The organism is Micromonospora tulbaghiae (assembly GCF_900091605.1).
In the GTDB taxonomy this organism is placed as follows: domain Bacteria; phylum Actinomycetota; class Actinomycetes; order Mycobacteriales; family Micromonosporaceae; genus Micromonospora; species Micromonospora tulbaghiae.
On the sequence record NZ_FMCQ01000009.1, the window covers coordinates 155,828 to 179,437 of the forward strand.

General features: G+C 68.9%; 36 protein-coding genes. 1 reads left to right on the plus strand and 35 read right to left on the minus strand.

Annotated elements, in window-relative coordinates; genetic code table 11:
- Window positions 1-113: 113 nt before the first annotated feature.
- Window positions 114-1,340 (plus strand): hypothetical protein, encoded by a 1,227-nt coding sequence (locus GA0070562_RS24205; RefSeq protein WP_244255036.1) that lies wholly within the window; start codon window positions 114-116, stop codon window positions 1,338-1,340.
- Window positions 1,341-1,347: 7 nt separating this feature from the next.
- Here the strand turns inward: GA0070562_RS24205 and truA are convergent, their stop codons facing one another.
- The 35 genes from truA to fusA form a co-directional block, all read right to left on the minus strand.
- A complete protein-coding gene (truA, locus tag GA0070562_RS24210; RefSeq protein ID WP_091426369.1) occupies window positions 1,348-2,181 on the minus strand; it encodes a tRNA pseudouridine(38-40) synthase TruA in 834 nt (277 codons plus the stop codon).
- A gap of 70 nt (window positions 2,182-2,251) precedes the next feature.
- On the minus strand, window positions 2,252-2,812 hold the full coding sequence (rplQ, locus tag GA0070562_RS24215) for a 50S ribosomal protein L17 (RefSeq protein WP_013288611.1): 561 nt from the start codon (window positions 2,810-2,812) through the stop codon (window positions 2,252-2,254).
- A 34-nt stretch (window positions 2,813-2,846) separates the two neighbouring features.
- Window positions 2,847-3,869: a DNA-directed RNA polymerase subunit alpha gene (locus GA0070562_RS24220; RefSeq protein WP_007073009.1), complete on the minus strand. Its 1,023-nt coding sequence runs from the start codon at window positions 3,867-3,869 to the stop codon at window positions 2,847-2,849.
- A 95-nt stretch (window positions 3,870-3,964) separates the two neighbouring features.
- On the minus strand, window positions 3,965-4,591 hold the full coding sequence (gene rpsD, locus GA0070562_RS24225) for a 30S ribosomal protein S4 (protein WP_091426370.1): 627 nt from the start codon (window positions 4,589-4,591) through the stop codon (window positions 3,965-3,967).
- A 14-nt stretch (window positions 4,592-4,605) separates the two neighbouring features.
- Complete coding sequence (gene rpsK / locus GA0070562_RS24230; RefSeq protein WP_013288613.1) at window positions 4,606-5,013, minus strand: 30S ribosomal protein S11; 408 nt, start codon at window positions 5,011-5,013, stop codon at window positions 4,606-4,608.
- Window positions 5,014-5,031: 18 nt separating this feature from the next.
- The gene (gene rpsM, locus GA0070562_RS24235; RefSeq protein WP_013288614.1) at window positions 5,032-5,412 is read right to left on the minus strand and encodes a 30S ribosomal protein S13; all 381 of its coding nucleotides are present in this window, start codon (window positions 5,410-5,412) and stop codon (window positions 5,032-5,034) included.
- A 211-nt stretch (window positions 5,413-5,623) separates the two neighbouring features.
- Window positions 5,624-5,737 carry a 50S ribosomal protein L36 gene (gene rpmJ / locus GA0070562_RS24240; RefSeq protein ID WP_012184307.1) on the minus strand — a complete coding sequence of 38 codons (114 nt, stop codon included), beginning with the start codon at window positions 5,735-5,737 and terminating at the stop codon, window positions 5,624-5,626.
- Between the two features lie 90 nt (window positions 5,738-5,827).
- Complete coding sequence (gene infA, locus GA0070562_RS24245; RefSeq protein ID WP_007073013.1) at window positions 5,828-6,049, minus strand: translation initiation factor IF-1; 222 nt, start codon at window positions 6,047-6,049, stop codon at window positions 5,828-5,830.
- 232 nt (window positions 6,050-6,281) lie between these two features.
- Window positions 6,282-6,809, minus strand: a complete 528-nt coding sequence (locus GA0070562_RS24250) for a DUF1707 SHOCT-like domain-containing protein (protein WP_091426753.1) — start codon at window positions 6,807-6,809, stop codon at window positions 6,282-6,284.
- 92 nt (window positions 6,810-6,901) lie between these two features.
- Window positions 6,902-7,753, minus strand: coding sequence for a type I methionyl aminopeptidase (map, locus tag GA0070562_RS24255; protein ID WP_091426373.1), 852 nt, complete (start codon window positions 7,751-7,753; stop codon window positions 6,902-6,904).
- A 96-nt stretch (window positions 7,754-7,849) separates the two neighbouring features.
- Complete coding sequence (locus GA0070562_RS24260; protein ID WP_013288618.1) at window positions 7,850-8,503, minus strand: adenylate kinase; 654 nt, start codon at window positions 8,501-8,503, stop codon at window positions 7,850-7,852.
- Complete coding sequence (gene secY, locus GA0070562_RS24265) at window positions 8,504-9,832, minus strand: preprotein translocase subunit SecY (protein ID WP_091426376.1); 1,329 nt, start codon at window positions 9,830-9,832, stop codon at window positions 8,504-8,506.
- 236 nt (window positions 9,833-10,068) lie between these two features.
- Complete coding sequence (gene rplO / locus GA0070562_RS24270; protein ID WP_091426377.1) at window positions 10,069-10,512, minus strand: 50S ribosomal protein L15; 444 nt, start codon at window positions 10,510-10,512, stop codon at window positions 10,069-10,071.
- On the minus strand, window positions 10,512-10,694 hold the full coding sequence (gene rpmD / locus GA0070562_RS24275) for a 50S ribosomal protein L30 (RefSeq protein ID WP_091426379.1): 183 nt from the start codon (window positions 10,692-10,694) through the stop codon (window positions 10,512-10,514). Before rpmD ends, rplO begins: the two co-directional genes overlap by 1 nt.
- Window positions 10,694-11,308, minus strand: a complete 615-nt coding sequence (gene rpsE, locus GA0070562_RS24280; RefSeq protein ID WP_088987583.1) for a 30S ribosomal protein S5 — start codon at window positions 11,306-11,308, stop codon at window positions 10,694-10,696. The genes rpmD and rpsE overlap by 1 nt, the downstream gene beginning before the upstream one ends.
- A 33-nt stretch (window positions 11,309-11,341) precedes the next feature.
- Complete coding sequence (gene rplR, locus GA0070562_RS24285; protein ID WP_091426382.1) at window positions 11,342-11,731, minus strand: 50S ribosomal protein L18; 390 nt, start codon at window positions 11,729-11,731, stop codon at window positions 11,342-11,344.
- The gene (rplF, locus tag GA0070562_RS24290) at window positions 11,728-12,270 is read right to left on the minus strand and encodes a 50S ribosomal protein L6 (RefSeq protein WP_091426385.1); all 543 of its coding nucleotides are present in this window, start codon (window positions 12,268-12,270) and stop codon (window positions 11,728-11,730) included. The genes rplR and rplF overlap by 4 nt, the downstream gene beginning before the upstream one ends.
- A gap of 16 nt (window positions 12,271-12,286) precedes the next feature.
- Window positions 12,287-12,694, minus strand: coding sequence for a 30S ribosomal protein S8 (rpsH, locus tag GA0070562_RS24295; protein WP_091426388.1), 408 nt, complete (start codon window positions 12,692-12,694; stop codon window positions 12,287-12,289).
- 98 nt (window positions 12,695-12,792) lie between these two features.
- Window positions 12,793-12,978, minus strand: coding sequence for a type Z 30S ribosomal protein S14 (locus tag GA0070562_RS24300; RefSeq protein ID WP_007465272.1), 186 nt, complete (start codon window positions 12,976-12,978; stop codon window positions 12,793-12,795).
- Between the two features lies 1 nt (window position 12,979).
- Window positions 12,980-13,549, minus strand: a complete 570-nt coding sequence (gene rplE / locus GA0070562_RS24305; protein ID WP_091426389.1) for a 50S ribosomal protein L5 — start codon at window positions 13,547-13,549, stop codon at window positions 12,980-12,982.
- Complete coding sequence (gene rplX, locus GA0070562_RS24310) at window positions 13,549-13,869, minus strand: 50S ribosomal protein L24 (RefSeq protein WP_013288626.1); 321 nt, start codon at window positions 13,867-13,869, stop codon at window positions 13,549-13,551. Before rplX ends, rplE begins: the two co-directional genes overlap by 1 nt.
- Entirely contained in the window at window positions 13,866-14,234 is a 369-nt protein-coding gene (gene rplN / locus GA0070562_RS24315) for a 50S ribosomal protein L14 (RefSeq protein WP_007073026.1), read from the minus strand. The genes rplX and rplN overlap by 4 nt, the downstream gene beginning before the upstream one ends.
- A gap of 97 nt (window positions 14,235-14,331) precedes the next feature.
- Window positions 14,332-14,607: a 30S ribosomal protein S17 gene (gene rpsQ / locus GA0070562_RS24320; protein ID WP_091426392.1), complete on the minus strand. Its 276-nt coding sequence runs from the start codon at window positions 14,605-14,607 to the stop codon at window positions 14,332-14,334.
- A complete protein-coding gene (gene rpmC, locus GA0070562_RS24325) occupies window positions 14,604-14,840 on the minus strand; it encodes a 50S ribosomal protein L29 (protein ID WP_091426394.1) in 237 nt (78 codons plus the stop codon). The genes rpsQ and rpmC overlap by 4 nt, the downstream gene beginning before the upstream one ends.
- Complete coding sequence (gene rplP, locus GA0070562_RS24330; protein ID WP_007465292.1) at window positions 14,840-15,265, minus strand: 50S ribosomal protein L16; 426 nt, start codon at window positions 15,263-15,265, stop codon at window positions 14,840-14,842. Before rplP ends, rpmC begins: the two co-directional genes overlap by 1 nt.
- 3 nt (window positions 15,266-15,268) lie before the next feature.
- Window positions 15,269-16,156 carry a 30S ribosomal protein S3 gene (gene rpsC / locus GA0070562_RS24335; RefSeq protein ID WP_091426398.1) on the minus strand — a complete coding sequence of 296 codons (888 nt, stop codon included), beginning with the start codon at window positions 16,154-16,156 and terminating at the stop codon, window positions 15,269-15,271.
- Window positions 16,156-16,605, minus strand: a complete 450-nt coding sequence (gene rplV, locus GA0070562_RS24340; RefSeq protein WP_013288630.1) for a 50S ribosomal protein L22 — start codon at window positions 16,603-16,605, stop codon at window positions 16,156-16,158. Before rplV ends, rpsC begins: the two co-directional genes overlap by 1 nt.
- 40 nt (window positions 16,606-16,645) lie before the next feature.
- Window positions 16,646-16,927, minus strand: a complete 282-nt coding sequence (gene rpsS / locus GA0070562_RS24345) for a 30S ribosomal protein S19 (protein WP_007073032.1) — start codon at window positions 16,925-16,927, stop codon at window positions 16,646-16,648.
- A gap of 12 nt (window positions 16,928-16,939) precedes the next feature.
- Window positions 16,940-17,779 carry a 50S ribosomal protein L2 gene (gene rplB / locus GA0070562_RS24350; RefSeq protein WP_091426400.1) on the minus strand — a complete coding sequence of 280 codons (840 nt, stop codon included), beginning with the start codon at window positions 17,777-17,779 and terminating at the stop codon, window positions 16,940-16,942.
- A 12-nt stretch (window positions 17,780-17,791) separates the two neighbouring features.
- The gene (gene rplW / locus GA0070562_RS24355) at window positions 17,792-18,094 is read right to left on the minus strand and encodes a 50S ribosomal protein L23 (protein WP_013288632.1); all 303 of its coding nucleotides are present in this window, start codon (window positions 18,092-18,094) and stop codon (window positions 17,792-17,794) included.
- On the minus strand, window positions 18,091-18,756 hold the full coding sequence (gene rplD / locus GA0070562_RS24360) for a 50S ribosomal protein L4 (RefSeq protein ID WP_073828946.1): 666 nt from the start codon (window positions 18,754-18,756) through the stop codon (window positions 18,091-18,093). The genes rplW and rplD overlap by 4 nt, the downstream gene beginning before the upstream one ends.
- Window positions 18,753-19,418, minus strand: a complete 666-nt coding sequence (gene rplC, locus GA0070562_RS24365; RefSeq protein WP_091426403.1) for a 50S ribosomal protein L3 — start codon at window positions 19,416-19,418, stop codon at window positions 18,753-18,755. The genes rplD and rplC overlap by 4 nt, the downstream gene beginning before the upstream one ends.
- Before the next feature lie 11 nt (window positions 19,419-19,429).
- On the minus strand, window positions 19,430-19,738 hold the full coding sequence (rpsJ, locus tag GA0070562_RS24370) for a 30S ribosomal protein S10 (protein WP_007073037.1): 309 nt from the start codon (window positions 19,736-19,738) through the stop codon (window positions 19,430-19,432).
- A gap of 356 nt (window positions 19,739-20,094) precedes the next feature.
- Complete coding sequence (gene tuf / locus GA0070562_RS24375; RefSeq protein WP_091426406.1) at window positions 20,095-21,288, minus strand: elongation factor Tu; 1,194 nt, start codon at window positions 21,286-21,288, stop codon at window positions 20,095-20,097.
- A gap of 222 nt (window positions 21,289-21,510) precedes the next feature.
- Entirely contained in the window at window positions 21,511-23,607 is a 2,097-nt protein-coding gene (gene fusA / locus GA0070562_RS24380) for an elongation factor G (protein ID WP_091426409.1), read from the minus strand.
- Window positions 23,608-23,610: the final 3 nt, after the last annotated feature.

Here is a 23,610-nt window from a genome sequence, read left to right on the forward strand (position 1 = left end):
GCACCGGGCCGGAGCTGTTCCGGCGACGGTGTCACGGGCGGGGTCGCACGCCACTCCGCCAGAATTTCGCGATATTACCCCTGAAAGGGACAATCACCCCTACTCTATGCCACATGGTGTACCGGTACGAGTCCGATGAGGACGCCTTCCTGGAGTACCCGAAGCCCGGGTCGGCCCCGAACGGGCCCGCAGCCGCGACGCCCCCGCCCGCGGGACCGTCACGCTCCCGCTTCCCCACGCCGTCGCTGCCCCGGCCTCCGCGCCCCACCGCGCAACCCGCGCTGCCGCCGCCCGGTGCGGCCGAGCAACAGGCGCTGCCACCGGCCGGACCCGACGAGCAGGCGGTGGACGACGCCCGCGCCCCGGTTCCGGCGCCCCCGGCCCCGGCGCCGACACCGGGACGGCCCGCGCCACCACGGGAGCCCTCCCCGGTGCCGCAGCCCGCGCCACCCGTACCGGCACCGGTACCGGCGGCGGCGAACCGGCCGACAGTGCCGATCCCGGCCAGCCCGACCGCCCGCGCCGCCGACGTCTCCGAGCTGCCCCGGACCCGGCGCGCCGAGCGCCGCGGCGGCGGCCGGTTCTGGCAGACGCTCGTCGGCGGCGCCGCCGTGCTGCTCCTGCTCTCGCTCACCGGCCTGGCCGTCGCGGCCCTGCTCGACGAACGCACCGCCACACCGCCGGCCGGCCAGCCGACCCCGCAGCCGACTGAGTCGAGCACCCCGTCCGGCGGCACCGACCTCGACTCCCGGGACACCGACCAGGCGGCGCTCACCGTCAAGGAGGTCTTCCCGGCCAAGGACCTGGTGATCACCGACGGGAAGCCGGCCTACCGGGTGCTCAAGACCCAGGCCAGCACGAAGTGCCAGGTCGCGGCCACCGGCGAGATCGCCGACCTGCTGACCCGGCTCGGCTGCAACCAGGTCGTGCGGGGCACGCTCCGCTCCCCCGACGGCGACCACCTGGTCACCGCCGGTCTGTTCAACCTCACCGACGTGGCCACCGCCCAGCGGGTACGCGACCGCATCCGGCCGCTGCTCGACGGGCGCCAGGGACGGTTCCGTGGCATGGCGGCGGGCGACGGCACCGAGTCGGTGGAGAAGGCCGCCGCCCGGGTCGCCTGGCAGGTACGCGGACACTACGTCGCTTTCTGCCTGGTCACCCGCGCCGACGGGGAACGCATCCCGAGCGACGACGCGACCGCCCGCGAGATCATGTACGACCTGGTCGAGCTGCACCTCAACCGGGCCGTACTGGACCTTCGTGCGGCCGCCGGAACAGCCGGGCAGCCCGACGCGGACTCGGCCGAGGACAGCGCCGGTCAGCGGGGCACGGACTGAGCCGGGCTCAGCCCTCGGCCACCGGAACCCGCAACCGGCGGGTCTCCTCGGCGCGGCGGGCGTACTCGGCCGGGTCCGCCGGGTAGCCCACCTCGACCAGGGCGAGACCGTGCGCGGGCGCCACTGTCACCTCGCTGGAGCGCTCACGCCGGGTCAGCAGGCCGGCCGGCCACTGGACCGGCCGCCGCCCGTCGCCCGCGACCAGCATCGCCCCGACCAGGCTGCGCACCATGTTCTGGCAGAACGCGTCGGCCTGCACGGTGGCGACCAGGATCCCGTCCGGGTCGCGCCGCCAGTCCAGCCGGGTCACCTCACGCAACGTGGTCGCGTTCTCCTTGCGCCGGCAGTACGCGGCGAAGTCGTGCTCACCCACCAGCCCGGCGGCGGAGGCGTTGAGCGCCGCCAGGTCCAGCGGCTTCGGCCAGGCCAGGGTGTCCCGGCGACGCAGCGGCTCGGCACCCCACGGGGCGTCGGTGACCCGGTACTCGTAGCGCCGGAACGTCGCCGAGAACCGGGCGTCGAAGTCGGCGGGCACCTCGGTCATCGCGCGTACCCGCGCATCCGGCGGCAGGAGCCGGGCCAGCCGACGCAGCAGCCGCCCCTCGTGCTCCCGCCACACCGCAGTCGGCAGGTCGAGGTGGCAGACCTGTCCGATGGCGTGCACCCCGGCGTCGGTACGCCCGGCCACTGTCAGGCCGGTCGCCGTGCCCGCGCCGAGCACCAGGTCCAGCGTCTGCATGAGCACGCCGGCCACTGTGCGCCGGGTCGGCTGGGGCGCCCAGCCGGAGAAGTCGGTGCCGTCGTACGAGACGTCCAGCCGCAGCCGGGTCCGCTCGTCCACCTCGTACCTCCTGTCGACGGCGACGGGCCCGGCACCCCCGAGGGGATGCCGGGCCCGGTCGAGCCTGATCTCAGGCCTTGTCGTTCTCGGTGGCCTCGTCGCTGTCCTCACGGGCGGCGGCGGTGTCACCCGACGCGGAGACCGGCGCCTCGGCGTCCTGGTCACCGGCGCTGGAGCGCGGGGTCTCCTCGGCCGGGGCCAGGGCCTCGACCTTGTCCTGCTGGGCGGCCTTGCGGGCGGCGGTCTTCTTGTTCGCCTTCGGCTCGGCGACCTGAAGCTCCTCCACCAGCTCGATGATCGCCATCGGAGCGGCGTCACCCTTGCGCGGACCGGTCTTCACGATCCGGGTGTAGCCACCGTTGCGGTTGGCGTACCGGGGCGCGATCTGGTCGAACAGGGCGTAGACCACGTCCTTGTCCTTGACGACGCCCAGCACCCGGCGGCGCGAGGCGAGGTCGCCGCGCTTGGCCTTGGTGATGAGCTGCTCGGCCAGCGGACGCAGCCGCCGGGCCTTCGTCTCGGTGGTCTGGATCTTGCCGTGCTGGAACAGCGCGGTGGCCAGGTTGGCCAGCATCAGCCGCTCGTGCGCGGGGCTGCCGCCGAGGCGGGGGCCCTTGGTGGGCGTGGGCATGCTTGGTGCTCCTCAGGTGTGGCGGCAGCGCGGACTAGAGCTGCTCGGTCTCGCGGTAGTCGTCGGTGTCGTAGTCCGCCTCGCCGAAGGCGTCCACGACGTGCGCCGGGTCGAAGTTCGGAGCCGAGTCCTTCAGCCCCAGGCCCATCCCGGCGAGCTTCATCTTGACCTCGTCGATCGACTTCTGACCGAAGTTGCGGATGTCGAGGAGGTCGGCCTCGGTACGCCCGATGAGCTCACCAACGGAGTTGATGCCCTCGCGCTTGAGGCAGTTGTAGGAGCGGACGGTGAGGTCCAGCTCCTCGATCGGCAGGGCCAGGTCCGCCGCCAGCTGGGCGTCCTGCGGGGACGGCCCGATGTCGATGCCCTCGGCGGTCTCGTCCAGCTCACGGGCCAGCCCGAACAGCTCCACCAGCGTCGAGCCGGCCGAGGCCAGCGCGGTACGCGGGCCCATCGACGGCTTGGTCTCGACGTCGATGATCAGCCGGTCGAAGTCGGTCCGCTGCTCGACACGGGTCGCCTCGACCCGGTACGTCACCTTGAGCACCGGCGAGTAGATCGAGTCGACCGGGATCCGGCCGATCTCGGCGCCCGCCTGCTTGTTCTGCGCCGCCGTGACGTAGCCGCGACCCCGCTCGACGGTCAGCTCCATGTCGAGCCGGCCCTTGCCGTTGAGGGTGGCGAGCTTCAGGTCCGGGTTGTGCACCGAGACACCGGCCGGGGGCTGGATGTCACCGGCGGTCACGTCGCCCGGGCCCTGCTTGCGCAGGTACATGCTGACCGGCTCGTCGTGCTCGGAGCTGACGCACAGCTCCTTGATGTTCATGACGAGCTCGACCACGTCCTCCTTGACCCCGGGGATCGTGGTGAACTCGTGCAGCACACCGTCGATCTTGATCGAGGTGACCGCCGCACCCGGGATGGAGGACAGCAGCGTACGCCGCAGCGAGTTGCCCAGCGTGTAGCCGAAGCCGGGCTCCAGCGGCTCGATGGTGAACCGGGAACGGGTCTCGTTGATCGACTCTTCGGAGAGAGACGGTCGCTGGCTGATGAGCATCTTTTCTCTTCTCTTCCGGGGCGCCCGCTATTTGACGCCCACGACACAACTGTTCCGGTGGCCCGCCCCGGAGGACGGGCCACCGCAACGAGCCCTTACTTGGAGTAGAGCTCGACGATCAGCTGCTCCTGGACCTGGGTGTCGATCACCTGGCGGGCCGGGAGCGAGTGCACGAGGATCTTCATCTGGCTCGGGATGGCCTCCAGCCACGCCGGAACCGACCGCGAACCGGCCTGAGCCTGCGCCACCAGGAACGGGGTGAGCTCCTTGCTCTTGCCCCGAACCTCGACGATGTCGTGCTCCTTGACGCGGTACGACGGGATGTCGACCTTCTTGCCGTTCACCGTGAAGTGGCCGTGCTTGACCAGCTGACGGGCCATGTCCCGGGAGCTGGCGTAGCCGGCCCGGTAGACCACGTTGTCCAGCCGCGACTCGAGGATCTGCAGCAGGACCTCGCCGGTCTTGGCCTCCTTGCTCACGGCCTCTTCGTAGTAGCCGCGGAACTGCTTCTCCAGCACGCCGTAGACACGACGGGCCTTCTGCTTCTCACGGAGCTGGAGCAGGTACTCCGTCTCCTTCGTGCGGCCGCGGCCGTGCTGCCCGGGCGGGAACGGCCGGGACTCGAACGGGCACTTCGGACCATCGCACTTGCTGCCCTTGAGGAACAGCTTCATCTTCTCCCGCCGGCAACGGCGGCAGTCAGCACCGGTGTAACGAGCCATCTCTCTCTAACCTCTCAGACCCGGCGACGCTTCGGCGGACGGCACCCGTTGTGCGGCTGCGGCGTGACGTCGGAGATCTGCCCGACCTCGAGGCCCACTGCCTGCAGCGAACGGATGGCGGTCTCCCGGCCGGAGCCGGGGCCCTTGACGAACACGTCGACCTTGCGCATGCCGTGCTCCATCGCGCGGCGCGCGGCGGCCTCGGCGGCGAGCTGCGCGGCGAACGGGGTCGACTTGCGGGAGCCCTTGAAGCCAACCTGGCCGGAGGAGGCCCAGGAGATGACCGCACCGGTCGGGTCCGTGATGGACACGATGGTGTTGTTGAAGGTGCTCTTGATGTGCGCCTGCCCGTGGGCGACGTTCTTGCGTTCCTTGCGCCGGACCTTCTTGACGGCGGCTCCGGCACGAGCCTTCGGTGGCATAAGTCTGTGCGCTCCTAGTTACTTCTTGCCGGGCTTCTTCTTGCCGGCCACGGTCCGCTTCGGGCCCTTCCGGGTCCGCGCGTTGGTCTTGGTGCGCTGACCACGCACGGGCAGACCGCGGCGGTGCCGGATACCGGCGTAGCAGCCGATCTCGACCTTGCGGCGGATGTCAGCGGCGACCTCGCGGCGCAGGTCGCCTTCAACCTTGTAGTTGCCCTCGATGTGGTTCCGGAGCTCGACGAGCTCCTCGTCCGTGAGGTCCCGAACGCGCTTGTCCGGCGAGATGCCGGTCGCGGCGAGCGTCTCCAGGGCGCGGGTACGACCGACCCCGAAGATGTAGGTGAGCGCGATCTCCATCCGCTTCTCGCGGGGGAGATCCACGCCGACTAGACGTGCCATGTGCGGGCGTACTCCTCGTGATGTTGTGGCGGAGGTGTGGACCCGTCCCATCCCGCTACCGGCCGTCCCTGTCCTTCCGGCGTCAAGAACGCCGGCGACCGGGATCGGTCGCTGCCCGAGCGGGCCCCGGCCTCCGACCGGGGGTCAACCACGAGGGGGTACGCGCTGCGCACCCGACCGCGGCTGGGACGAGCTGGTGATGTGTGGGGCGTCAGCCCTGGCGCTGCTTGTGGCGCGGGTCGGTGCAGATGACCATGACCCGGCCGTGCCGGCGGATCACCCGGCACTTGTTGCAGATCCTCTTGACGCTCGGCTTGACCTTCACGGTTGCCTTACTTCCCATCTGGCCCGGAGCCGCGGCGGTGCGCGATCCGGACGTCGAAGACGGACACGGGTCTCCCGGCCGCCGTCAGGCTTACTTGTAGCGGTAGACGATGCGCCCGCGGGTCAGGTCGTACGGCGAGAGCTCGACGACGACCCGGTCCTCCGGCAGGATGCGGATGTAGTGCTGCCGCATCTTGCCGCTGATGTGAGCGAGCACCTTGTGGCCGTTCGCGAGCTCCACCCGGAACATGGCGTTCGGCAGGGGCTCGATGACCCGACCCTCGATCTCGATTGCTCCGTCTTTTTTCGGCATGTCCTCCGCTGTCCTGACGTCGGTTGCTCCGGACGGCCCACAACGTCTTACACGGGTGAACTGACCAAGATCAGGAAACCCGCGCCAGCCGCGGCTCCGACTCCCACCGAAGCGCAGGGTGGGCATGGCGGAGTGGACGCTGTGCGCCGATCTAAAAGTGTACGCCGACCCGCACGCGCTCGCCAAACCGACCGGCGTGACAGTCACCCGGAGGGCTCGGATATGACGCAGGTCACGTCTCCGGCAGCTCCCGCTTCGCCCGCCGACGGGCCTCCCGCTCGACCTGCTTGCGCCGCCGGCGCTCGGCGTCCTTCTCCGGCGCCCCGTGGGCCAGCCCTTGGATCGTCTGGTAGAGCACCACGGCGCCCCACGGGCCGAGCACCCACATCGGCCAGTAGTCGTCGAACTCGAACTCACCCTCACCGAGCTGGGAGACGAACCAGATCGCGCTGAGGATCAGGGCCACCTTCAGCCAGGGGCCCCAGACCCCCAGCAGCCAGGCGCCGCGCGCCCCGCTCACGGCCGCCGAACCCGGTACGGCCACCCCGCTCTCGCCGGCCGCACGGGGCGCCGGCAGGGGACGACCGGCCGGTCCGGCGCCGGGCAGGTCGGTCAGCAGCTCGTCCAGCTCGCCGTAGGTCTTCGACCCGTACGCCCGGCGCAGCCGGTCGTCGTACTCGTGCAGGTCGAGCCGGCCCTCGTTCAACGCCGCCCGGAGTCGCTCGGCGGTGGTCTCCCGGTCCGCGTCGGCCGCCCGCATGCGGTTGCGCTCCTCCATGGGAGCAAGCATGTCACCCGATCGCCAGCGCGGCACGGCGTGCGCCGGTCATCCGGCGCGGCCGGGGCCTTCGATCAGGCCGGGGAGTCGACAGACGTCTGCCGCGCGGTCACCAGGTCGCCCAGGCGGGCCCGCCCGCCGTCCTCGGCGGTCAGCACCCACACGCCGTCGTCAAGCAGCGCCATCGAGTGCTCGACGTGCACCGCCATCGACCCGTCCCGGGTCACCACGGTCCAGCCGTCGGCCAGCTCGACAGTACGCGGCGAGCCCATCGTGATCATCGGCTCGATCGCGAGCGCCAGACCCGGCACCAGGCGCGGCCCCTTACCGGGACGCCCGTGGTTGAGCACGTGCGGGTCCTGGTGCATCTCCGTGCCGATCCCGTGGCCGCCGTAGCCGTCGACGATGCCGTACCGGCCGCCCCGGCGGACCGCGTTCTCGACCGCGTGGGAGATGTCGGTGAGCCGGCCCTTGCCGGAGGCCGCCCCGCGCGCCGCGGCGGCGATCCCGGCCCACATGGCGTCCTCGGCCACCGCCGTCATCTTCAGCAGGGCCGGGTCGACCTCGCCGACCGGCACCGTGACCGCCGCGTCGCCGTGCCAACCGTCCAGCACCGCGCCGCAGTCGATCGAGATCAGGTCACCCTCGCGCAGCACCTGCTCGGGTGACGGGATGGCGTGCACCACCTGCTGGTTGACCGACGAGCAGATCGACGCCGGGAAGCCGTGGTAGCCCTTGAACGACGGCACGGCGCCCGCCTCGCGGATGGTCGACTCGGCGATCGCGTCCAGGTCGGCCGTCGACACGCCCGGCGCCACCGCCTCCCGCATCCGGCGCAGGGCACGGGCGACGACCAGACCGGCGGCCCGCATCAGCTCGATCTGCTCGGGGGTCTTCAGCTGGATGTCCAGCTGGGGACGACGCATGGTGGTGTTTACCTTTCTTCGCGCGTACGCGGAGCAGCGGGGCACGTCGCACGTACCCCGCTGTTCGCACTCTATCCGCCGGGTGGCGGAGGGACCTCAGCCGCCGTACGAGCGCAGCGCGTCGATGGCGCGGACGGTGACGTCCTCCACCGGGCCGGTCGCGTCGATGCCGACGAGCTTGCCCTGGGCGCCGTAGTAGTCCACGAGCGGCGCGGTCTTCTCGGCGTACTCCCGCAGCCGGGCGGCGATGGTCTCCGGCTTGTCGTCGTCACGCTGGAACAGCTCGGCGCCGCAGCGGTCGCAGACGCCCTCCCGGCTCGGCGAGTCGAACTCGACGTGCCAGATCTTGCCGCAGCCGCGGCAGGTGCGCCGGCCGGACAGCCGCCGGATCACCTCGTCGTCGTCGACGACCAGCTCCAGCACCAGGTCCAGCGCGGTGCCGAGGTCGGCGAGGAGCTTGTCCAGCGCGGCGGCCTGCGGAGTGGTCCGCGGGAAGCCGTCGAGCAGGAAGCCCTCGCTCGCGTCCGGCTCGGCGAGCCGGTCCCGCACCATGTTGATGGTGACCTCGTCCGGGACCAGCTTGCCGGCGTCCATGTACCGCTTGGCCTCGACGCCCAGCGGCGTCCCCTGGGAGACGTTCGCCCGGAAGATGTCACCGGTCGAGATCTTCGGCACCGAGAGGTGCGCGGCGACGAACTCCGCCTGTGTGCCCTTGCCCGCGCCCGGCGGGCCAACCAGAACGAGTCGCATCTACCGCAGGAACCCTTCGTAGTTCCGCTGCATGAGTTGGCTCTCGATCTGCTTCACGGTCTCCAGACCGACGCCGACCATGATGAGCACAGCGGTGCCGCCGAACGGAAAGTTCTGGAACTGCTGGTTGTCGAGCCAGATGAAGAAGAAGTTCGGCAGGATCGCGACGATGCCCAGGTAGAGCGCGCCCGGCAGGGTGATCCGGCTGAGGATGAAGTCGAGGTACTCGGCGGTCGGCTTGCCGGGGCGGATGCCCGGCACGAAGCCGCCGTACTTCTTCATGTTGTCCGCGACCTCGGTCGGGTTGAACGTGATCGACACGTAGAAGTACGTGAAGAAGATGATCAGCAGGAAGTAGATCGCGATGTGCTCCGGCGCGCTCGCCTTCACGATGTGGTTCTGGATCCACGCCTGGGCCTTGCCCGGGTCGTTCTGATCGAAGAACTGGAGCGCGAGCTGCGGCAGGTAGAGCAGCGACGAGGCGAAGATGACCGGGATGACGCCCGCCTGGTTCACCTTCAGCGGGATGTAGGTCGACGTGCCGCCGTACATCCGCCGGCCGATCATGCGCTTGGCGTACTGCACCGGGATGCGGCGCTGCGCCTGCTCGATGAACGTGACCGCGGTGATGACCACCAGCACCAGGGCGATGACGAGGAGGAACATCCCCCAGCCCTTGGTGGTCTTGATCTTCCAGCCCTCGCTGGGAAGGCGGGCCGCGATCGAGGTGAAGATCAGCACCGACATGCCGTTGCCGACGCCCCGGTCGGTGATCAGCTCACCGAGCCACATCACCACGCCGGTGCCGGCGGTCATGGTCATGACCAGGATGCCCAGGGTCAGCCAGTTCGGGATGCCGGTGCCCTCGGGCACGATCGGGAACTGGTCGCACTGGTTGTTGAACAGCTGCCCGGAGCGGGCCAGCGCCACGAACGCCGAGGCCTGCAGAACGCCCAGGCCCAGCGTCAGGTAGCGGGTGTACTGCGTGATCTTGGCCTGCCCGGCCTGGCCCTCCTTGCGGAGCTGCTCCAGGCGCGGGATCACCACCGTCAGCAGCTGAAGGATGATCGACGCGGTGATGTAGGGCATGATGCCCAGCGCGAAGACCGAGAGCTGGAGCAGCGCCCCACCGGAGAAGAGATCCAGCAGGTTGAGCACACCCGTGCTGCCACCCTGGATCGTGTCGAGGCACTTCTGCACGTTGCCGTACGAGACGCCCGGGCTGGGCAGCGTGGCGCCCAGCCGGTAGACCGCGATGATGCCTACTGTGAACAGCAGCTTCTTGCGCAGGTCAGGCGTACGGAACGCACTGAGAAAGGCGGACAGCAACTTCTTCCTCCTGCGCGACGCGGGCCGCCGGTGACGAATCCCTGGCGGGGCGGGGTGGTGCCGGACGGAGTGCCCGGAATCCATGGCTGGGAACGGACTCTAACAGCCCGGTCCCCGTCCGGGCAGATGTGCCCGGCTACATAAACCGAATCCGATGTTACCCGGCGCACACGTGGCCGGTAGACCATGGCGCCCGCCCAGTTGCGAACAACTGAGCGGGCGCCATGAACATCGCCTTACAGCTCCGTGACCGAGCCACCGGCGGCGGTGATCTTCTCCTTGGCCGACGCGCTGAACGCGTGCGCCGAGACCTGGAGAGACACGCCACCGAGGTCGCCGGTGCCGAGCACCTTGACCGGGTGACCCTTGCGGACCGCGCCGGCCTCGACCAGCTCGACCGGGCCGATCTGGCCGCCGTTCGGGAACAGCTCGGCCAGCCGGTCCAGGTTGACCACCTGGAACACGACCTTGAACTTGTTCTTGAAGCCCTTCATCTTCGGCAGGCGCATGTGGATGGGCATCTGCCCACCCTCGAACGCCGGCGAGATGTTCTTCCGGGCCTTCGAACCCTTGGTACCGCGACCGGCGGTCTTGCCCTTCGAGCCCTCACCGCGACCCACCCGGGTCTTGTCGGTCTTGGCACCCGGCGCCGGACGCAGGTGGTGCACCTTGATCGTCATTACTCGACCTCCTCGACCTTCACGAGGTGGCTGACCGTGAAGATCATGCCGCGAATCTCCGGCCGGTCCTCCTTGACCACCACGTCGTTGATCCGCTTGAGACCGAGCGAACGCAGCGAGTCACGCTGGTTCTTCTTGGTCCCGATCTCGGACCGGAGCTGGGTGACCTTCAGGCGTGCCATCAGGAAGCCACCCCCGCCCGCGACGCCAGCATGGCGGCCGGCGCGACGTCCTCGACCGGCAGACCACGACGGGCCGCGACCTGCTCCGGGGACTCGAGCCCCTTCAGGGCCGCCACCGTGGCGTGCACGATGTTGATCGGGTTGGACGAGCCGAGGCTCTTGGAGAGCACGTCGTGGATGCCCGCGCACTCCAGCACGGCACGCACCGGACCACCGGCGATGACACCCGTACCGGCGGAGGCCGGCTTGAGCAGCACCACACCGGCCGCGTCCTCGCCCTGCACCGGGTGCGGGATCGAGGCACCGATGCGCGGCACCTTGAAGAAGTGCTTCTTGGCCTCCTCGACACCCTTGGCGATCGCCGCGGGCACCTCCTTGGCCTTTCCGTAGCCCACACCGACGGTGCCGTCGCCGTCGCCCACGATCACCAGGGCGGTGAAGCTGAAGCGACGACCACCCTTCACGACCTTGGCGACGCGGTTGATCGCGACGACCCGCTCGAGGTGCGGGGTCTTCTCGACGGGCGCGTTTCCGCGGCCGCCCTCACGGCGGTTGTCGCGGCGACCACCCTCGTTGCCACCGGACCCGCCGCCACGGCGCTGTTGACCTGGCATCAGCAGCCTTCCTTCTCTCTCGTGACGGGGTTTCTAGAACTCGAGCCCGGCTTCGCGGGCGGCGTCGGCAAGCGCGGCGACACGCCCCGCGTACCGGTTGCCACCGCGGTCGAAGACGACCTTCGAGACGCCGGCGGCCTTGGCACGCTCGGCGAGCAGGGCGCCGACCTTGCCGGCCAGGGCGCGCTTGTCGCCCTCGGCGCCGCGCAGCGAGGCGTCCATGGTCGAGGCCGACGCCAGGGTGTGACCCTTGGTGTCGTCGACGATCTGGGCCACCACGTGCCGCAGGGAGCGGGTGACGACCAGGCGGGGACGCTCGGCGGTGCCGCTGATGTTCTTGCGGACCCGGAAGTGCCGACGCGCACGCCCGACGGCACGCTTGGCGGCGACGCCGCGGCGGCGCTTGAGCAGCGTGGCGCTCACTTCTTACCTGCCTTTCCAGCCTTGCGGCGGATGACCTCGCCCTGGTACTTCACGCCCTTGCCCTTGTAGGGCTCCGGCGGGCGGATCTTCCGGATGTTGGCGGCGATCTCACCGACCTGCTGCTTGTCGATGCCGGCCACGTGGAACAGCGTCGGCTTCTCGACCGTGAAGGTGATGCCCTCCGGCGCCTGCACCAGGACCGGGTGCGAGAACCCGAGCGCGAACTCCAGGTCCTTGCCCTTGGCGGTCACGCGGTAACCGGTGCCGGCGATCTCCAGGCTCTTGCGGTAGCCCTCGGTCACGCCGACGATCATGTTGGCCACGAGCGTACGGCTCAGGCCGTGCAGCTCCTTGGCCTTGCGCTCGTCGTTGGGCCGGTTGACGTGCAGCTCGCCGCCCTCGCCCCGCTCCGCCGTGATCGGCTCGGCCAGCACGTGGCTCAGCTCGCCCTTGGGGCCCTTGACCTTGACGGTCTGGCCGTCGATCGTGATGTCGACGCCGGAAGGTACCGGGATCGACTTACGTCCAATACGCGACATTTCTACCTGTCTCCCGTTACCAGACGAAGGCGAGGACTTCCCCGCCAACGCTCCGCTTGCGGGCCTGCCGGTCGGTGAGCAGCCCCTGGGACGTCGAAATGATCGCCACGCCCAGCCCGCCGAGCACCCGGGGGAGCCCGTCCGACTTGGCGTACACCCGGAGACCGGGCTTGGACACGCGCTTGATGCCGGCCAGGCTCCGCTCGCGGTTCTGGCCGTACTTCAGCTCGACGACCAGTCGCTTGCCGACGGCGCCCTCTTCGGGCTCCTCGACCGCCCAGGTGGCGATGTAGCCCTCGGCCTTGAGGACCTCGGCGATGTTCGCCTTGATCTTCGAGTAGGGCATCGTCACCCGGTCGTGGTACGCCTGGTTGGCGTTACGCAGACGCGTGAGCATGTCTGCGATCGGGTCGGTCATCGTCATGAAAACTCGTCAACCTTTCTCGCCGGGGTTCCCCGGGCCAGGCCCGGGGCCTACGGCGAAGAGACAGTTCAGCTGACGCGCCGGAGCGCGCCGGGCTATTACCAGGAAGCCTTGGACACGCCGGGCAGCTCACCGCGGTGGGCCATCTCCCGGATGCACACCCGGCAGAGACCGAACTTGCGGTAGACCGCCTTCGGACGCCCGCACCGCTGGCAGCGGGTGTACGCGCGAACCGAGAACTTCGGCTTCGCGGCCGCCTTGATGATCAGCGCCTTCTTGGCCATCTCAGTTCTCCTTGAACGGGAAGCCCAGGAGCTTGAGCAGCGCCCGGCCCTCGTCGTCGGTCGTGGCGGTCGTGACCACCGTGATGTCCATGCCCCGCTGGCGATCGATCTTGTCCTGGTCGATCTCGTGGAACACCGACTGCTCGGTCAGGCCGAACGTGTAGTTGCCGTGCCCGTCGAGCTTGCGCCCGTCCAGGCCGCGGAAGTCACGGATACGCGGCAGCGCGATCGAGAGCAGCCGGTCCAGGAACTCCCACATCCGGTCGCCGCGCAGGGTGACCTTCGCGCCGATCGGCATGCCCTCGCGGAGCTTGAACTGCGCGATGGACTTGGTGGCCCGCCGGACCTGCGGCTTCTGGCCGGTGATGGTGGCCAGGTCGCGGACAGCCCCGTCGATCAGCTTGGCGTCGCGAGCGGCCTCGCCGACACCCATGTTGACGACGATCTTGACCAGCCGCGGCACCTGCATCGGGTTGGCGAACTCGAACTGCTTCTGCAGGTCGGCCACCACCTCGTTGCGGTACCGCTCCTTGAGGCGCGGCAGGGTCTTGGTTTCGGTAGCCGTGGTCATCAGAGGTCCTTACCGGTGCTACGCGCGATGCGGACCTTCTGGCCGTTGTCGTCGATCCGGTAGCCGACGCGGGTCGGCTTGCCGTCGGAGTCCAGGACCATCACGTTCGAGACGTGGATCGGGGCCTCCTGGGTGACGATGCCACCGGTCTTGGCGCCACGCTGGGTGGTGCTGATACGGGTGTGCTTCTTGACCCGGTTCACGCCCTCGACCAGGACCTTGTCCTGCCGCGGGTAGGCCGCGATGACCTTGCCCTTGGCACCCTTGTCCTTGCCGGCGATGACGACGACCGTGTCGCCCTTCTTGACCTTCACGGTCACAACACCTCCGGCGCGAGAGAGATGATCTTCATGAACCGCTTGTCCCGCAGCTCCCGGCCCACCGGGCCGAAGATGCGGGTACCGCGCGGGTCCCCGCCGTCCTTGATGATGACGGCGGCGTTCTCGTCGAAGCGGATGTACGACCCGTCCGGCCGCCGCTTCTCCTTGGCGGTCCGAACGACGACGGCCTTGACGACGTCGCCCTTCTTCACACCGGCACCGGGGATCGCGTCCTTGACGGTGGCCACGATGACGTCGCCGATGCTCGCGTAGCGCCGACCGGAGCCGCCGAGCACCCGGATGCACAGGATCTCCCGGGCACCCGTGTTGTCGGCGACGCGCAGTCGCGACTCCTGCTGAATCACGTCTATCTCCTATGTCTGCCGGTTCTCCGGCCGCTCGGGGCGGCCGGAGCCTGGCGGAACCTGCGCCCGACCGAGACCGGCCGAGCTCGAGCCTTCGCTACTTGGCCTTCTCGAGGATCTCCACGATCCGCCAGCGCTTGGTGGCGGACAGCGGCCGGGTCTCCATGATCAGGACCCGGTCTCCGATGCCGGCCGCGTTCTGCTCGTCGTGGACCTTCAGCTTGCGCGTACGGCGCAGGATCTTGCCGTACAGCGCGTGCTTGACCCGGTCCTCGACCTCGACCACGACGGTCTTGTCCATCTTGTCGCTGACCACGAGGCCCTCGCGAACCTTGCGGCGGGCCCGCGCGGGGGCGGTGGTGTTCTCACTCATGATGCAGTCACCTCAGTCGGCGCGGCCGAGAGACCCAGCTCACGCTCACGCATGATCGTGTAGATCCGGGCGATCTCCCGACGGATGACCTGCAGCCGCCGGTTGTTGTCCAGCTGCCCGGTTGCGCCCTGCACGCGGAGGTTGAACAGCTCCGCCTTCGCCTCGCGCAGCTTCGTGACCAGCTCCTCGTCGGAGAGCTCACGCAGCTCGGAGGCCTTGACGACCGCTGCCATCAGGATTCACCCACTTCGCGCGTAACAATGCGGCACTTCATCGGGAGCTTGTGGATCGCGCGACGCATCGCCTCTCGCGCGATCTGCTCGTTGGGGAAGGACATCTCGAAGAGAACCCGCCCCGGCTTCACGTTGGCGACCCACCACTCGGGCGAACCCTTGCCGGAACCCATCCGGGTCTCGGCCGGCTTCTTGGTGAGGGCCTGGTCCGGGAAGATCGTGATCCAGACCTTGCCGCCACGCTTGATGTGACGGGTCATCGCGATACGCGCCGACTCGATCTGGCGGTTGGTCACGTACGCCGGCTCGAGAGCCTGGATCCCGAACTCGCCGAACACCACCCGGTTACCACCCTTGGACGCGCCACTGCGGTCCGGGTGGTGCGGCTTGCGGAAGCCCTTCGGGGGCTTGCGCGGCATCAGCATCTGTCAGCCCTCCTGCTGCGTTTCTGCCGGCTGGGTAGCCGCCGGAGCCGAAGCTGCCGCGGCGACCGCAGCGCTGTCGACCGGCTCACCGGCCGGCGTCTCCGCCTGCTGCGCGATGGTGGTCGCGGCAGCCCGGCCGGCCTCGGTGCCACCGGCGGTCGTACCGGACGAGCCCGAGCGGCCACGGCGCGGCCGGTCCGGCCGGTCGCCACGGTCGCGGCGCGGGCCGCGCGACGGGGCGGCCTCGGCCGGGGCCTCGCGGCCCGGGACGGCGTCGCCCTTGTAGATCCAGACCTTCACGCCGATCCGGCCGAAGGTGGTACGGGCCTCGAAGAAGCCGTACTCGATGTTGGCCCGCAGCGTGTGCAGCGGAACCCGGCCCTCGCGGTAGAACTCGGTCCGGCTCATCTCGGCGCCGCCGAGACGGCCCGAGACCTGAACCCGGATGCCCTTGCAGGCGGGGTTCTTCATCGCGGACTGCATCGCCTTGCGCATGGCCCGGCGGAAGCTGACCCGGCTGGACAGCTGCTCGGCGACGCCCTGGGCGACCAGCTGCGCGTCCGACTCGGGGTTCTTCACCTCGATGATGTTCAGCTGGACCTGCTTGCCGGTGAGCTTCTCCAGCTCGCCGCGGATCCGGTCGGCCTCCGCACCCTTACGGCCGATGACGATGCCCGGCCGGGCGGTGTGGATGTCGACGCGGACCCGGTCCCGGGTGCGCTCGATGTCGACCTTGGAGATGCCGGCGCGCTCGAGGCCCTTGGACATCATCCGGCGGATCTTGACATCCTCGCCGATGTAGTCCTTGTAGAGCTTGTCCGCGAACCAGCGGGACTTCCAGTCGGTCGAGATGCCGAGCCGGAACCCGGTCGGGTGAACCTTCTGACCCATTACTCGGCACCCTCCGTCGTGCTCTGCTCCTCAGCGGCCGGCTTGGCCGGAGCGGCCTTCTTCGCCGACTTCTTCGGCGTGGCCGCCGCAACCGCCTCGACCGCCACGGTGATGTGGCAGGTGCGCTTGCGGATCCGGTACGCCCGGCCCTGCGCCCGCGGCCGGAACCGCTTCATGGTCGGGCCCTCGTCGACGAACGCCTCACTGACGAGCAGCGCGTCGGGGTCCAGCCGCTCGTTGTTCTCCGCGTTGGCGATCGCGCTCGCGAGCACCTTGTACACCTGCTCGCTCGCAGCCTGCGGCGCGAACTGCAGCACCGTGAGCGCCTCCTTCGCGGGCAGGCCGCGGACGAGGTTGACCACCCGGCGCGCCTTCATCGGCGAGATGCGCACGTGCCGCGCAACCGCCCGCGCGCCCGGAAGCACCGGAGCGTCGCCCTTTCCTGGCATCGCTGTAACCCCTTGTTCCTCTATCCGTATGCCCGCGGCGTCAGCGCCGGCGGCTCTTCCGGTCGTCCTTCTCGTGACCCTTGAACGTGCGGGTCAGCGCGAACTCGCCGAGCTTGTGCCCGACCATGGCCTCGGTCACGAAGACCGGGACGTGCTTGCGTCCGTCGTGCACGGCGATCGTGTGACCCAGCATCTCCGGGATGATCGTCGAGCGCCGCGACCAGGTCTTGATGACGTTCTTCGAGCCCTTGTCGTTCTGCGTCTCCACCTTCTTGAGCAGGTGGTCGTCGACGAACGGGCCCTTCTTCAGGCTGCGAGGCATGTCTTATCTCCCTCAGCCGCGCTTACGCGTGGCGTAGCGGCGGCGGACGATCAGCCGGTCGCTCGGCTGGCCCTTACGACGGGTGCGGCCCTCGGGCTTACCCTGCGGGTTGACCGGGTGGCGACCACCGGAGGTCTTACCCTCACCACCACCGTGCGGGTGGTCGACCGGGTTCATCGCGACACCACGGACGGTCGGGCGCTTGCCCTTCCACCGCATACGGCCGGCCTTACCCCAGTTGATGTTCGACTGGTCGGCGTTGCCGATCTCGCCGATGCTGGCGCGGCAGCGCACGTCCACGCGCCGGATCTCACCGGACGGCATACGCAGGGTCGCGTACGCGCCCTCACGGCCGAGCAGCTGGATGCCGACGCCGGCCGAGCGGGCCAGCTTGGCGCCGCCGCCCGGACGCAGCTCCACGTTGTGGATGGTGGTACCGACCGGGATGTTGCGCAGCGGCAGGTTGTTGCCCGGCTTGATGTCGGCGCCCGGACCGGACTCGACGCGGTCGCCCTGCTTCAGGTCCTTCGGCGCGAGGATGTAACGCTTCTCGCCGTCGGCGTAGTGCAGCAGCGCGATACGCGCGGTGCGGTTCGGGTCGTACTCGATGTGGGCGACCTTCGCCGGCACGCCGTCCTTGTCGACCCGCTTGAAGTCGATCAGACGGTACTGGCGCTTGTGGCCGCCACCGTGGTGCCGCGTGGTGATCCGGCCGTGGGCGTTGCGTCCGCCCTTCTTCGGCAGCGGAGCCAGCAGCGACTTCTCGGGCGTCGACCGGGTGATCTCGGCGAAGTCGGCAACGCTCGAGCCACGCCGGCCCGGCGTCGTCGGCTTGTACTTACGGATAGCCATTGTCTACACCCCTCAGCTGACCGGGCCGCCGAAGGCCTCGATACGGTCACCGTCAGCCAGCTTCACCATCGCGCGCTTGGTGTCCTTGCGCTTGCCGAACCCGGTACGGGTCCGCTTGCGCTTGCCCTCGCGGTTGAGCGTGTTGACCGTCAGGACGCGGACGTTGAAGATCTGCTGGATAGCGATCTTGATCTCGGTCTTGTTGGCGTCCGGGTGCACCAGGAAGGTGTACCAGTTGCGGTTCAGCTCGCTGTAGCTCTTCTCCGAGACGACCGGCGCGACGATGACGTCACGCGGATCGGCGATCGTGCTCACTTGCCATCCTCCTCGGTGGTCTCGGCCGGCACGCCCAGGAACTCGTCCAGGGCCTCCTTGGTGAAGACCACGTCGTCGGCCACCAGCACGTCGTAGGTGTTGAGCTGGCCGGCCTCGATCAGGTGCACCCGGCCGTCCTGCGTGTTGCGCAGGTTCCGCAGCGACACCCAGTTCAGCTCGTCGGTGCTGCTCAGCACGACCAGGACCCGGCGGGCCTGGGTCAGCTTGGTCAGCGTGGCCAGGGCCGCCTTGGTGGACGGCTTCTCACCCGAGACGAACGCCTCGACGACGTGCACCTGGCCGGCGCGGGCCCGGTCCGAGAGGGCGCCACGCAGGGCGGCGGCCTTCATCTTCTTCGGGGTGCGCTGGCTGTAGTCGCGCGGCACCGGGCCGTGGACCACGCCACCGCCGGCGAACTGCGGCGCGCGGGTCGAGCCCTGGCGGGCACGACCGGTGCCCTTCTGCTTGTACGGCTTCTTGCCTCCACCGGAGACCTCGCCGCGGGTCTTCGTCTTGTGCGTACCCTGACGGGCCGCCGCAAGCTGGGCCACCACGACCTGGTGCATCAGGGCGATGTTGGCCTGTGCGTCGAAGATGTCGGCCGGCAGCTCGACGGAGCCGCTCTTGGCGCCTTCGACGTTGATGACGTCAACGGTGGTCACTTGGCCGCACCGCCCTTCTTCACCTTCGCCTTGGCCGCAGTGCGGACCAGGACCAGCGCGCCCTTCGGGCCGGGGATGGCGCCGCGGACGAGCAGGAGGTTGTTCTCGGTGTCGACCGCCTGGACGGTCAGGTTCTGGACGGTGTAGCGCACGCCACCCATCCGGCCCGCCATCCGGGTGCCCTTGAAGACGCGACCCGGGGTCGCGCAGGCGCCGATCGAGCCGGGCGAGCGGTGCTTGCGCTCGACACCGTGGCTGGCGCGCAGGCCGTGGAAGCCGTGCCGCTTCATCGGGCCGGCGTAGCCCTTGCCCTTGGTCTTTCCGGTCACGTCGATCACGACGCCGGCCGGGAACTGCTCGACCGTGACCTCGTGGCCCGGCGCGTAGTCCGCGGCGTCGGAGGTGCGCAGCTCGACGATGTGCCGGCGCGGCGCGACGTCCGCCTTGGCGTAGTGCCCGGCGACCGGCTTCTTGACCTTGCGCGGGTCGATGACCCCGTACGCCAGCTGGACCGCGGAGTAGCCGTCCTTGTCGGCGCTACGAACCTGGCTCACGACGCACGGGCCGGCCTGAACCACGGTCACGGGCACAACCTTGTTGTTGTCCCAGACCTGGGTCATGCCGAGCTTGGCGCCCAGGATCCCCTTGACTTGCCTGTCCATTTGTCCGGTCCCTACAGCTTGATCTCGATGTCGACGCCAGCCGGCAGGTCGAGGCGCATGAGCGAGTCGACCGTCTTCGGGGTCGGGTCGATGATGTCGATCAGACGCTTGTGCGTACGCATCTCGAAGTGCTCGCGCGAGTCCTTGTACTTGTGCGGCGAGCGGATGACGCAGAAACGGTTGATCTCCGTGGGCAGCGGCACCGGGCCAGCGACCTGCGCCCCGGTACGCGTCACCGTCTCGACGATCTTCCGAGCCGAGGAGTCGACGACCTCGTGGTCATAGGCCTTGAGCCGGATGCGGATCTTCTGTCCCGCCATGGTGGCTTCTGTTCCTTCTCTCGATGCCGCTGTGTTGCGGGCGCCTGTACCGGCTGGCACAGGCCCACTTCCGCCGACCCCCGCGGTCGGGCGTGTCGCGCCCGTGGGCCAGGCTCCGCCCCGGGACTCCGGAGCGATCCTCTGACCACGCGGTGGGTCATGGCGCCGGTCGCGGGAACCGCGACCTGGACGCCGCGCGAGGGTGGTTGACCGCCCGATGGCAGCCAACCACCCTACGCGAGACAGTCTGACTCCCGGAGGTCCAGCGTTAACCGGACGCAGGTGACCGACCGTCGTTACGCAACCTGACTAGTATGCCGCACGACCGGCGGCGACGCTAATCGGGGTTACCCAGCTCACTTGATGATCTTGGTGACGCGACCCGCGCCGACCGTACGACCACCCTCGCGGATCGCGAACTTCAGGTTGTCCTCCATGGCGATGGGCTGGATCAGCTTCACCGACATCGAGGTGTTGTCGCCCGGCATGACCATCTCGGTGCCCTCGGGCAGCGTGACGACGCCGGTGACGTCCGTGGTCCGGAAGTAGAACTGCGGGCGGTAGTTCTGGAAGAACGGGGTGTGCCGGCCGCCCTCCTCCTTGGAGAGGATGTAGACCGTCGCCTCGAACTCCGTGTGCGGGGTCGTGGTGCCCGGCTTGATGACCACCATGCCGCGCTCGACGTCCTCGCGCTTGGTGCCACGCAGCAGCAGGCCGACGTTCTCGCCTGCGCGGGCGTCGTCCAGGGTCTTCCGGAACATCTCGATCGCGGTGACCTTGGTCTTGAAGCCCTTCTCGCGGATGCCGACGACCTCGACGTCCTCGTTCGGGAGCAGCACGCCACGCTCGACACGACCGGTGACGACGGTGCCACGACCGGTGATCGTGAACACGTCCTCGACGGGCATGAGGAACGGCTTCTCGGTCTCGCGCTCGGGCTGCGGGATCGCGGTGTCGACCGCGCTCATCAGCTCGAGCAGCTTCTCGGTCCACACCGGGTCGCCCTCGAGCGCCTTCAGCGCGGAGACCTGGACGACCGGCAGGTCGTCACCCGGGTACTCCTGCGAGGAGAGCAGCTCGCGCACCTCGAGCTCGACGAGCTCCAGGAGCTCCTCGTCGTCGACCATGTCGCTCTTGTTGAGCGCCACGACGATGTACGGCACACCGACCTGACGGGCCAGCAGCACGTGCTCGCGGGTCTGCGGCATCGGGCCGTCGGTCGCCGCCACCACCAGGATCGCGCCGTCCATCTGCGCGGCACCGGTGATCATGTTCTTGATGTAGTCGGCGTGACCGGGGCAGTCGACGTGCGCGTAGTGACGCGCCTCGGTCTGGTACTCGACGTGCGCGATGGAGATCGTGATGCCGCGGGCCTTCTCCTCCGGCGCCTTGTCGATCTCGTCGAACGGCGTGTACGGGTTCAGGTCCGGGTACTGGTCGTGCAGGACCTTGGTGATGGCCGCCGTCAGCGTCGTCTTACCGTGGTCGATGTGACCAATGGTGCCGATGTTGACGTGCGGCTTAGTCCGCTCGAACTTCGCCTTCGCCACTGGGTCCTCCTGTGGACTTTCTTGGTTCGTTCGCCCCGGCGCGCGGTTCGGCGCTTAGGACTCTGTCGACAGCCTTTCCGGCCGGAAGGCCGGAGAGCTTTTGTGGGTTCTGCGGCGATGAAGCCTACAGGCCCGGTCTCACGCAACCCGATCGAGGTGGCCGCGGGCGGGAGAACCCTCCCGCGACCGCCCTCGCGTCATCGGATCAGCCGAGGGTGAGCGTCACTCACCCGTCGCCTTGGCGATGATCTCCTTGGCCACCGAGTTCGGAACCTCGGCGTAGGAGTCGAACTGCATGCTGTAGCTAGCCCGGCCCTGGGTCTTCGACCGCAGGTCGCCGACGTAGCCGAACATCTCCGACAGCGGCACCAGAGCCCGGACGACGCGAGCGCCACTGCGCTCCTCCATCGCCTGGATGATGCCACGCCGGGAGTTGAGGTCGCCGATGACGTCACCCATGTTCTCCTCAGGAGTGGTGACCTCAACGGCCATCATCGGCTCGAGGAGTGCGGGGTCGGCCTTGCGGGCCGCCTCCTTCATCGCCATCGAGCCGGCGATCTTGAATGCCATCTCCGACGAGTCGACCTCGTGGTACTGGCCGTCCACCAGGGTGAGCTTGACGCCCACCAGGGGGAAGCCGGCGAGGATGCCGTACTGCATGGCGTCCTGCGCGCCCGCGTCCACCGAGGGGATGAACTCCCGGGGGATGCGGCCACCGGTCACGGCGTTGGCGAACTCGTAGGTCGGCGCGTCGTTGCCCAGCGGCAGCGGCTCCACGCTGATGATCACGCGGGCGTACTGGCCGGAACCACCGGTCTGCTTCTTGTGGGTGTACTCGATCTTCTCCACCTTGCGGCGGATGGTCTCACGGTACGCCACCTGCGGCTTGCCGATGTTCGCCTCGACGTTGAACTCGCGGCGCATCCGGTCGACCAGGATGTCCAGGTGCAGCTCGCCCATGCCGGAGATGACCGTCTGACCGGTCTGGTCGTCCAGCTTGACGCGGAAGGTCGGGTCCTCCTCGGCCAGCCGCTGGATGGCGGTGCTGAGCTTCTCCTGGTCGGCCTTGGTCTTCGGCTCGATGGCCACCTCGATGACCGGCTCCGGGAAGGTCATCGACTCCAGGATGACCGGGTTCGCCGGGTCGCACAGGGTGTCACCGGTGGTGGTCTGCTTCAGACCCTGCACCGCGATGATGTCGCCGGCCTGGGCGGAGCTGCGCTCCTCCCGCTTGTTGGCGTGCATCTGGTAGATCTTGCCGATCCGCTCCTTGCGGTCCTTGGTGGAGTTGATCACCTGGGAACCGGACTCGAGCGTGCCGGAGTAGATCCGGACGTAGGTGAGCTTGCCGAGGTGCTTGTCGGTCTGGATCTTGAAGGCCAGACCGGAGAACGGCTCGGAGACCGCGGGCTTCCGCTGCAGCGGAGTCTCGCCGTCGGTGGCCGTACCCTCGATCGCCGGGATGTCCAGCGGCGAGGGCAGGTACGCGACGACCGCGTCCAGCATCGGCTGGATGCCCTTGTTCTTGAAGGCGGTACCGGTGAGGACCGGGTTGGCCTTGCCGGCGATGGTGGACCGGCGGATGGCGGCCTTGATCTCGTCGACCGAGATCTCCTCGCCCTCGAGGTACTTCTCCATCACCGAGTCGTCGACGTCGGCGAGGGTCTCCATCAGCTTCTCGCGCCACTCCGCGGCGGAGTCGGCGAGGTCGGCCGGGATCTCCTCGACCGCGTAGTCCTCACCCTTCTGGGTCTCGCCGCGCCAGGTGAGCGCGCGCATCTCGACCAGGTCGACCACGCCGATGAAGTCGGACTCGGCGCCGATCGGGATCTGGAGCACCAGCGGGGTGGCGTTGAGCCGGTCGATCATCATCTGCACGCAGCGGAAGAAGTCGGCGCCGGTCCGGTCGAGCTTGTTGACGAAGCACATCCGGGGGACGTTGTACTTGTCCGCCTGCCGCCAGACGTTCTCCGTCTGGGGCTCCACGCCGGCCACGCCGTCGTAGACCGCGACCGCACCGTCCAGCACCCGCAGCGACCGCTCGACCTCGACCGTGAAGTCGACGTGGCCGGGCGTGTCGATGATCTGGATCGTGTGGCCCTTCCACTCGCACTTGGTGGCGGCGGAAGTGATGGTGATACCGCGCTCCTGCTCCTGCTCCATCCAGTCCATGACGGCGGCGCCCTCGTGGACCTCACCGATCTTGTACGTGATGCCGGTGTAGAACAGGATTCGCTCGGTGGTAGTGGTCTTACCGGCATCGATGTGGGCCATGATGCCGATGTTGCGTACGTTGGCGAGCGCGTCTGCGGCGGCCACTTC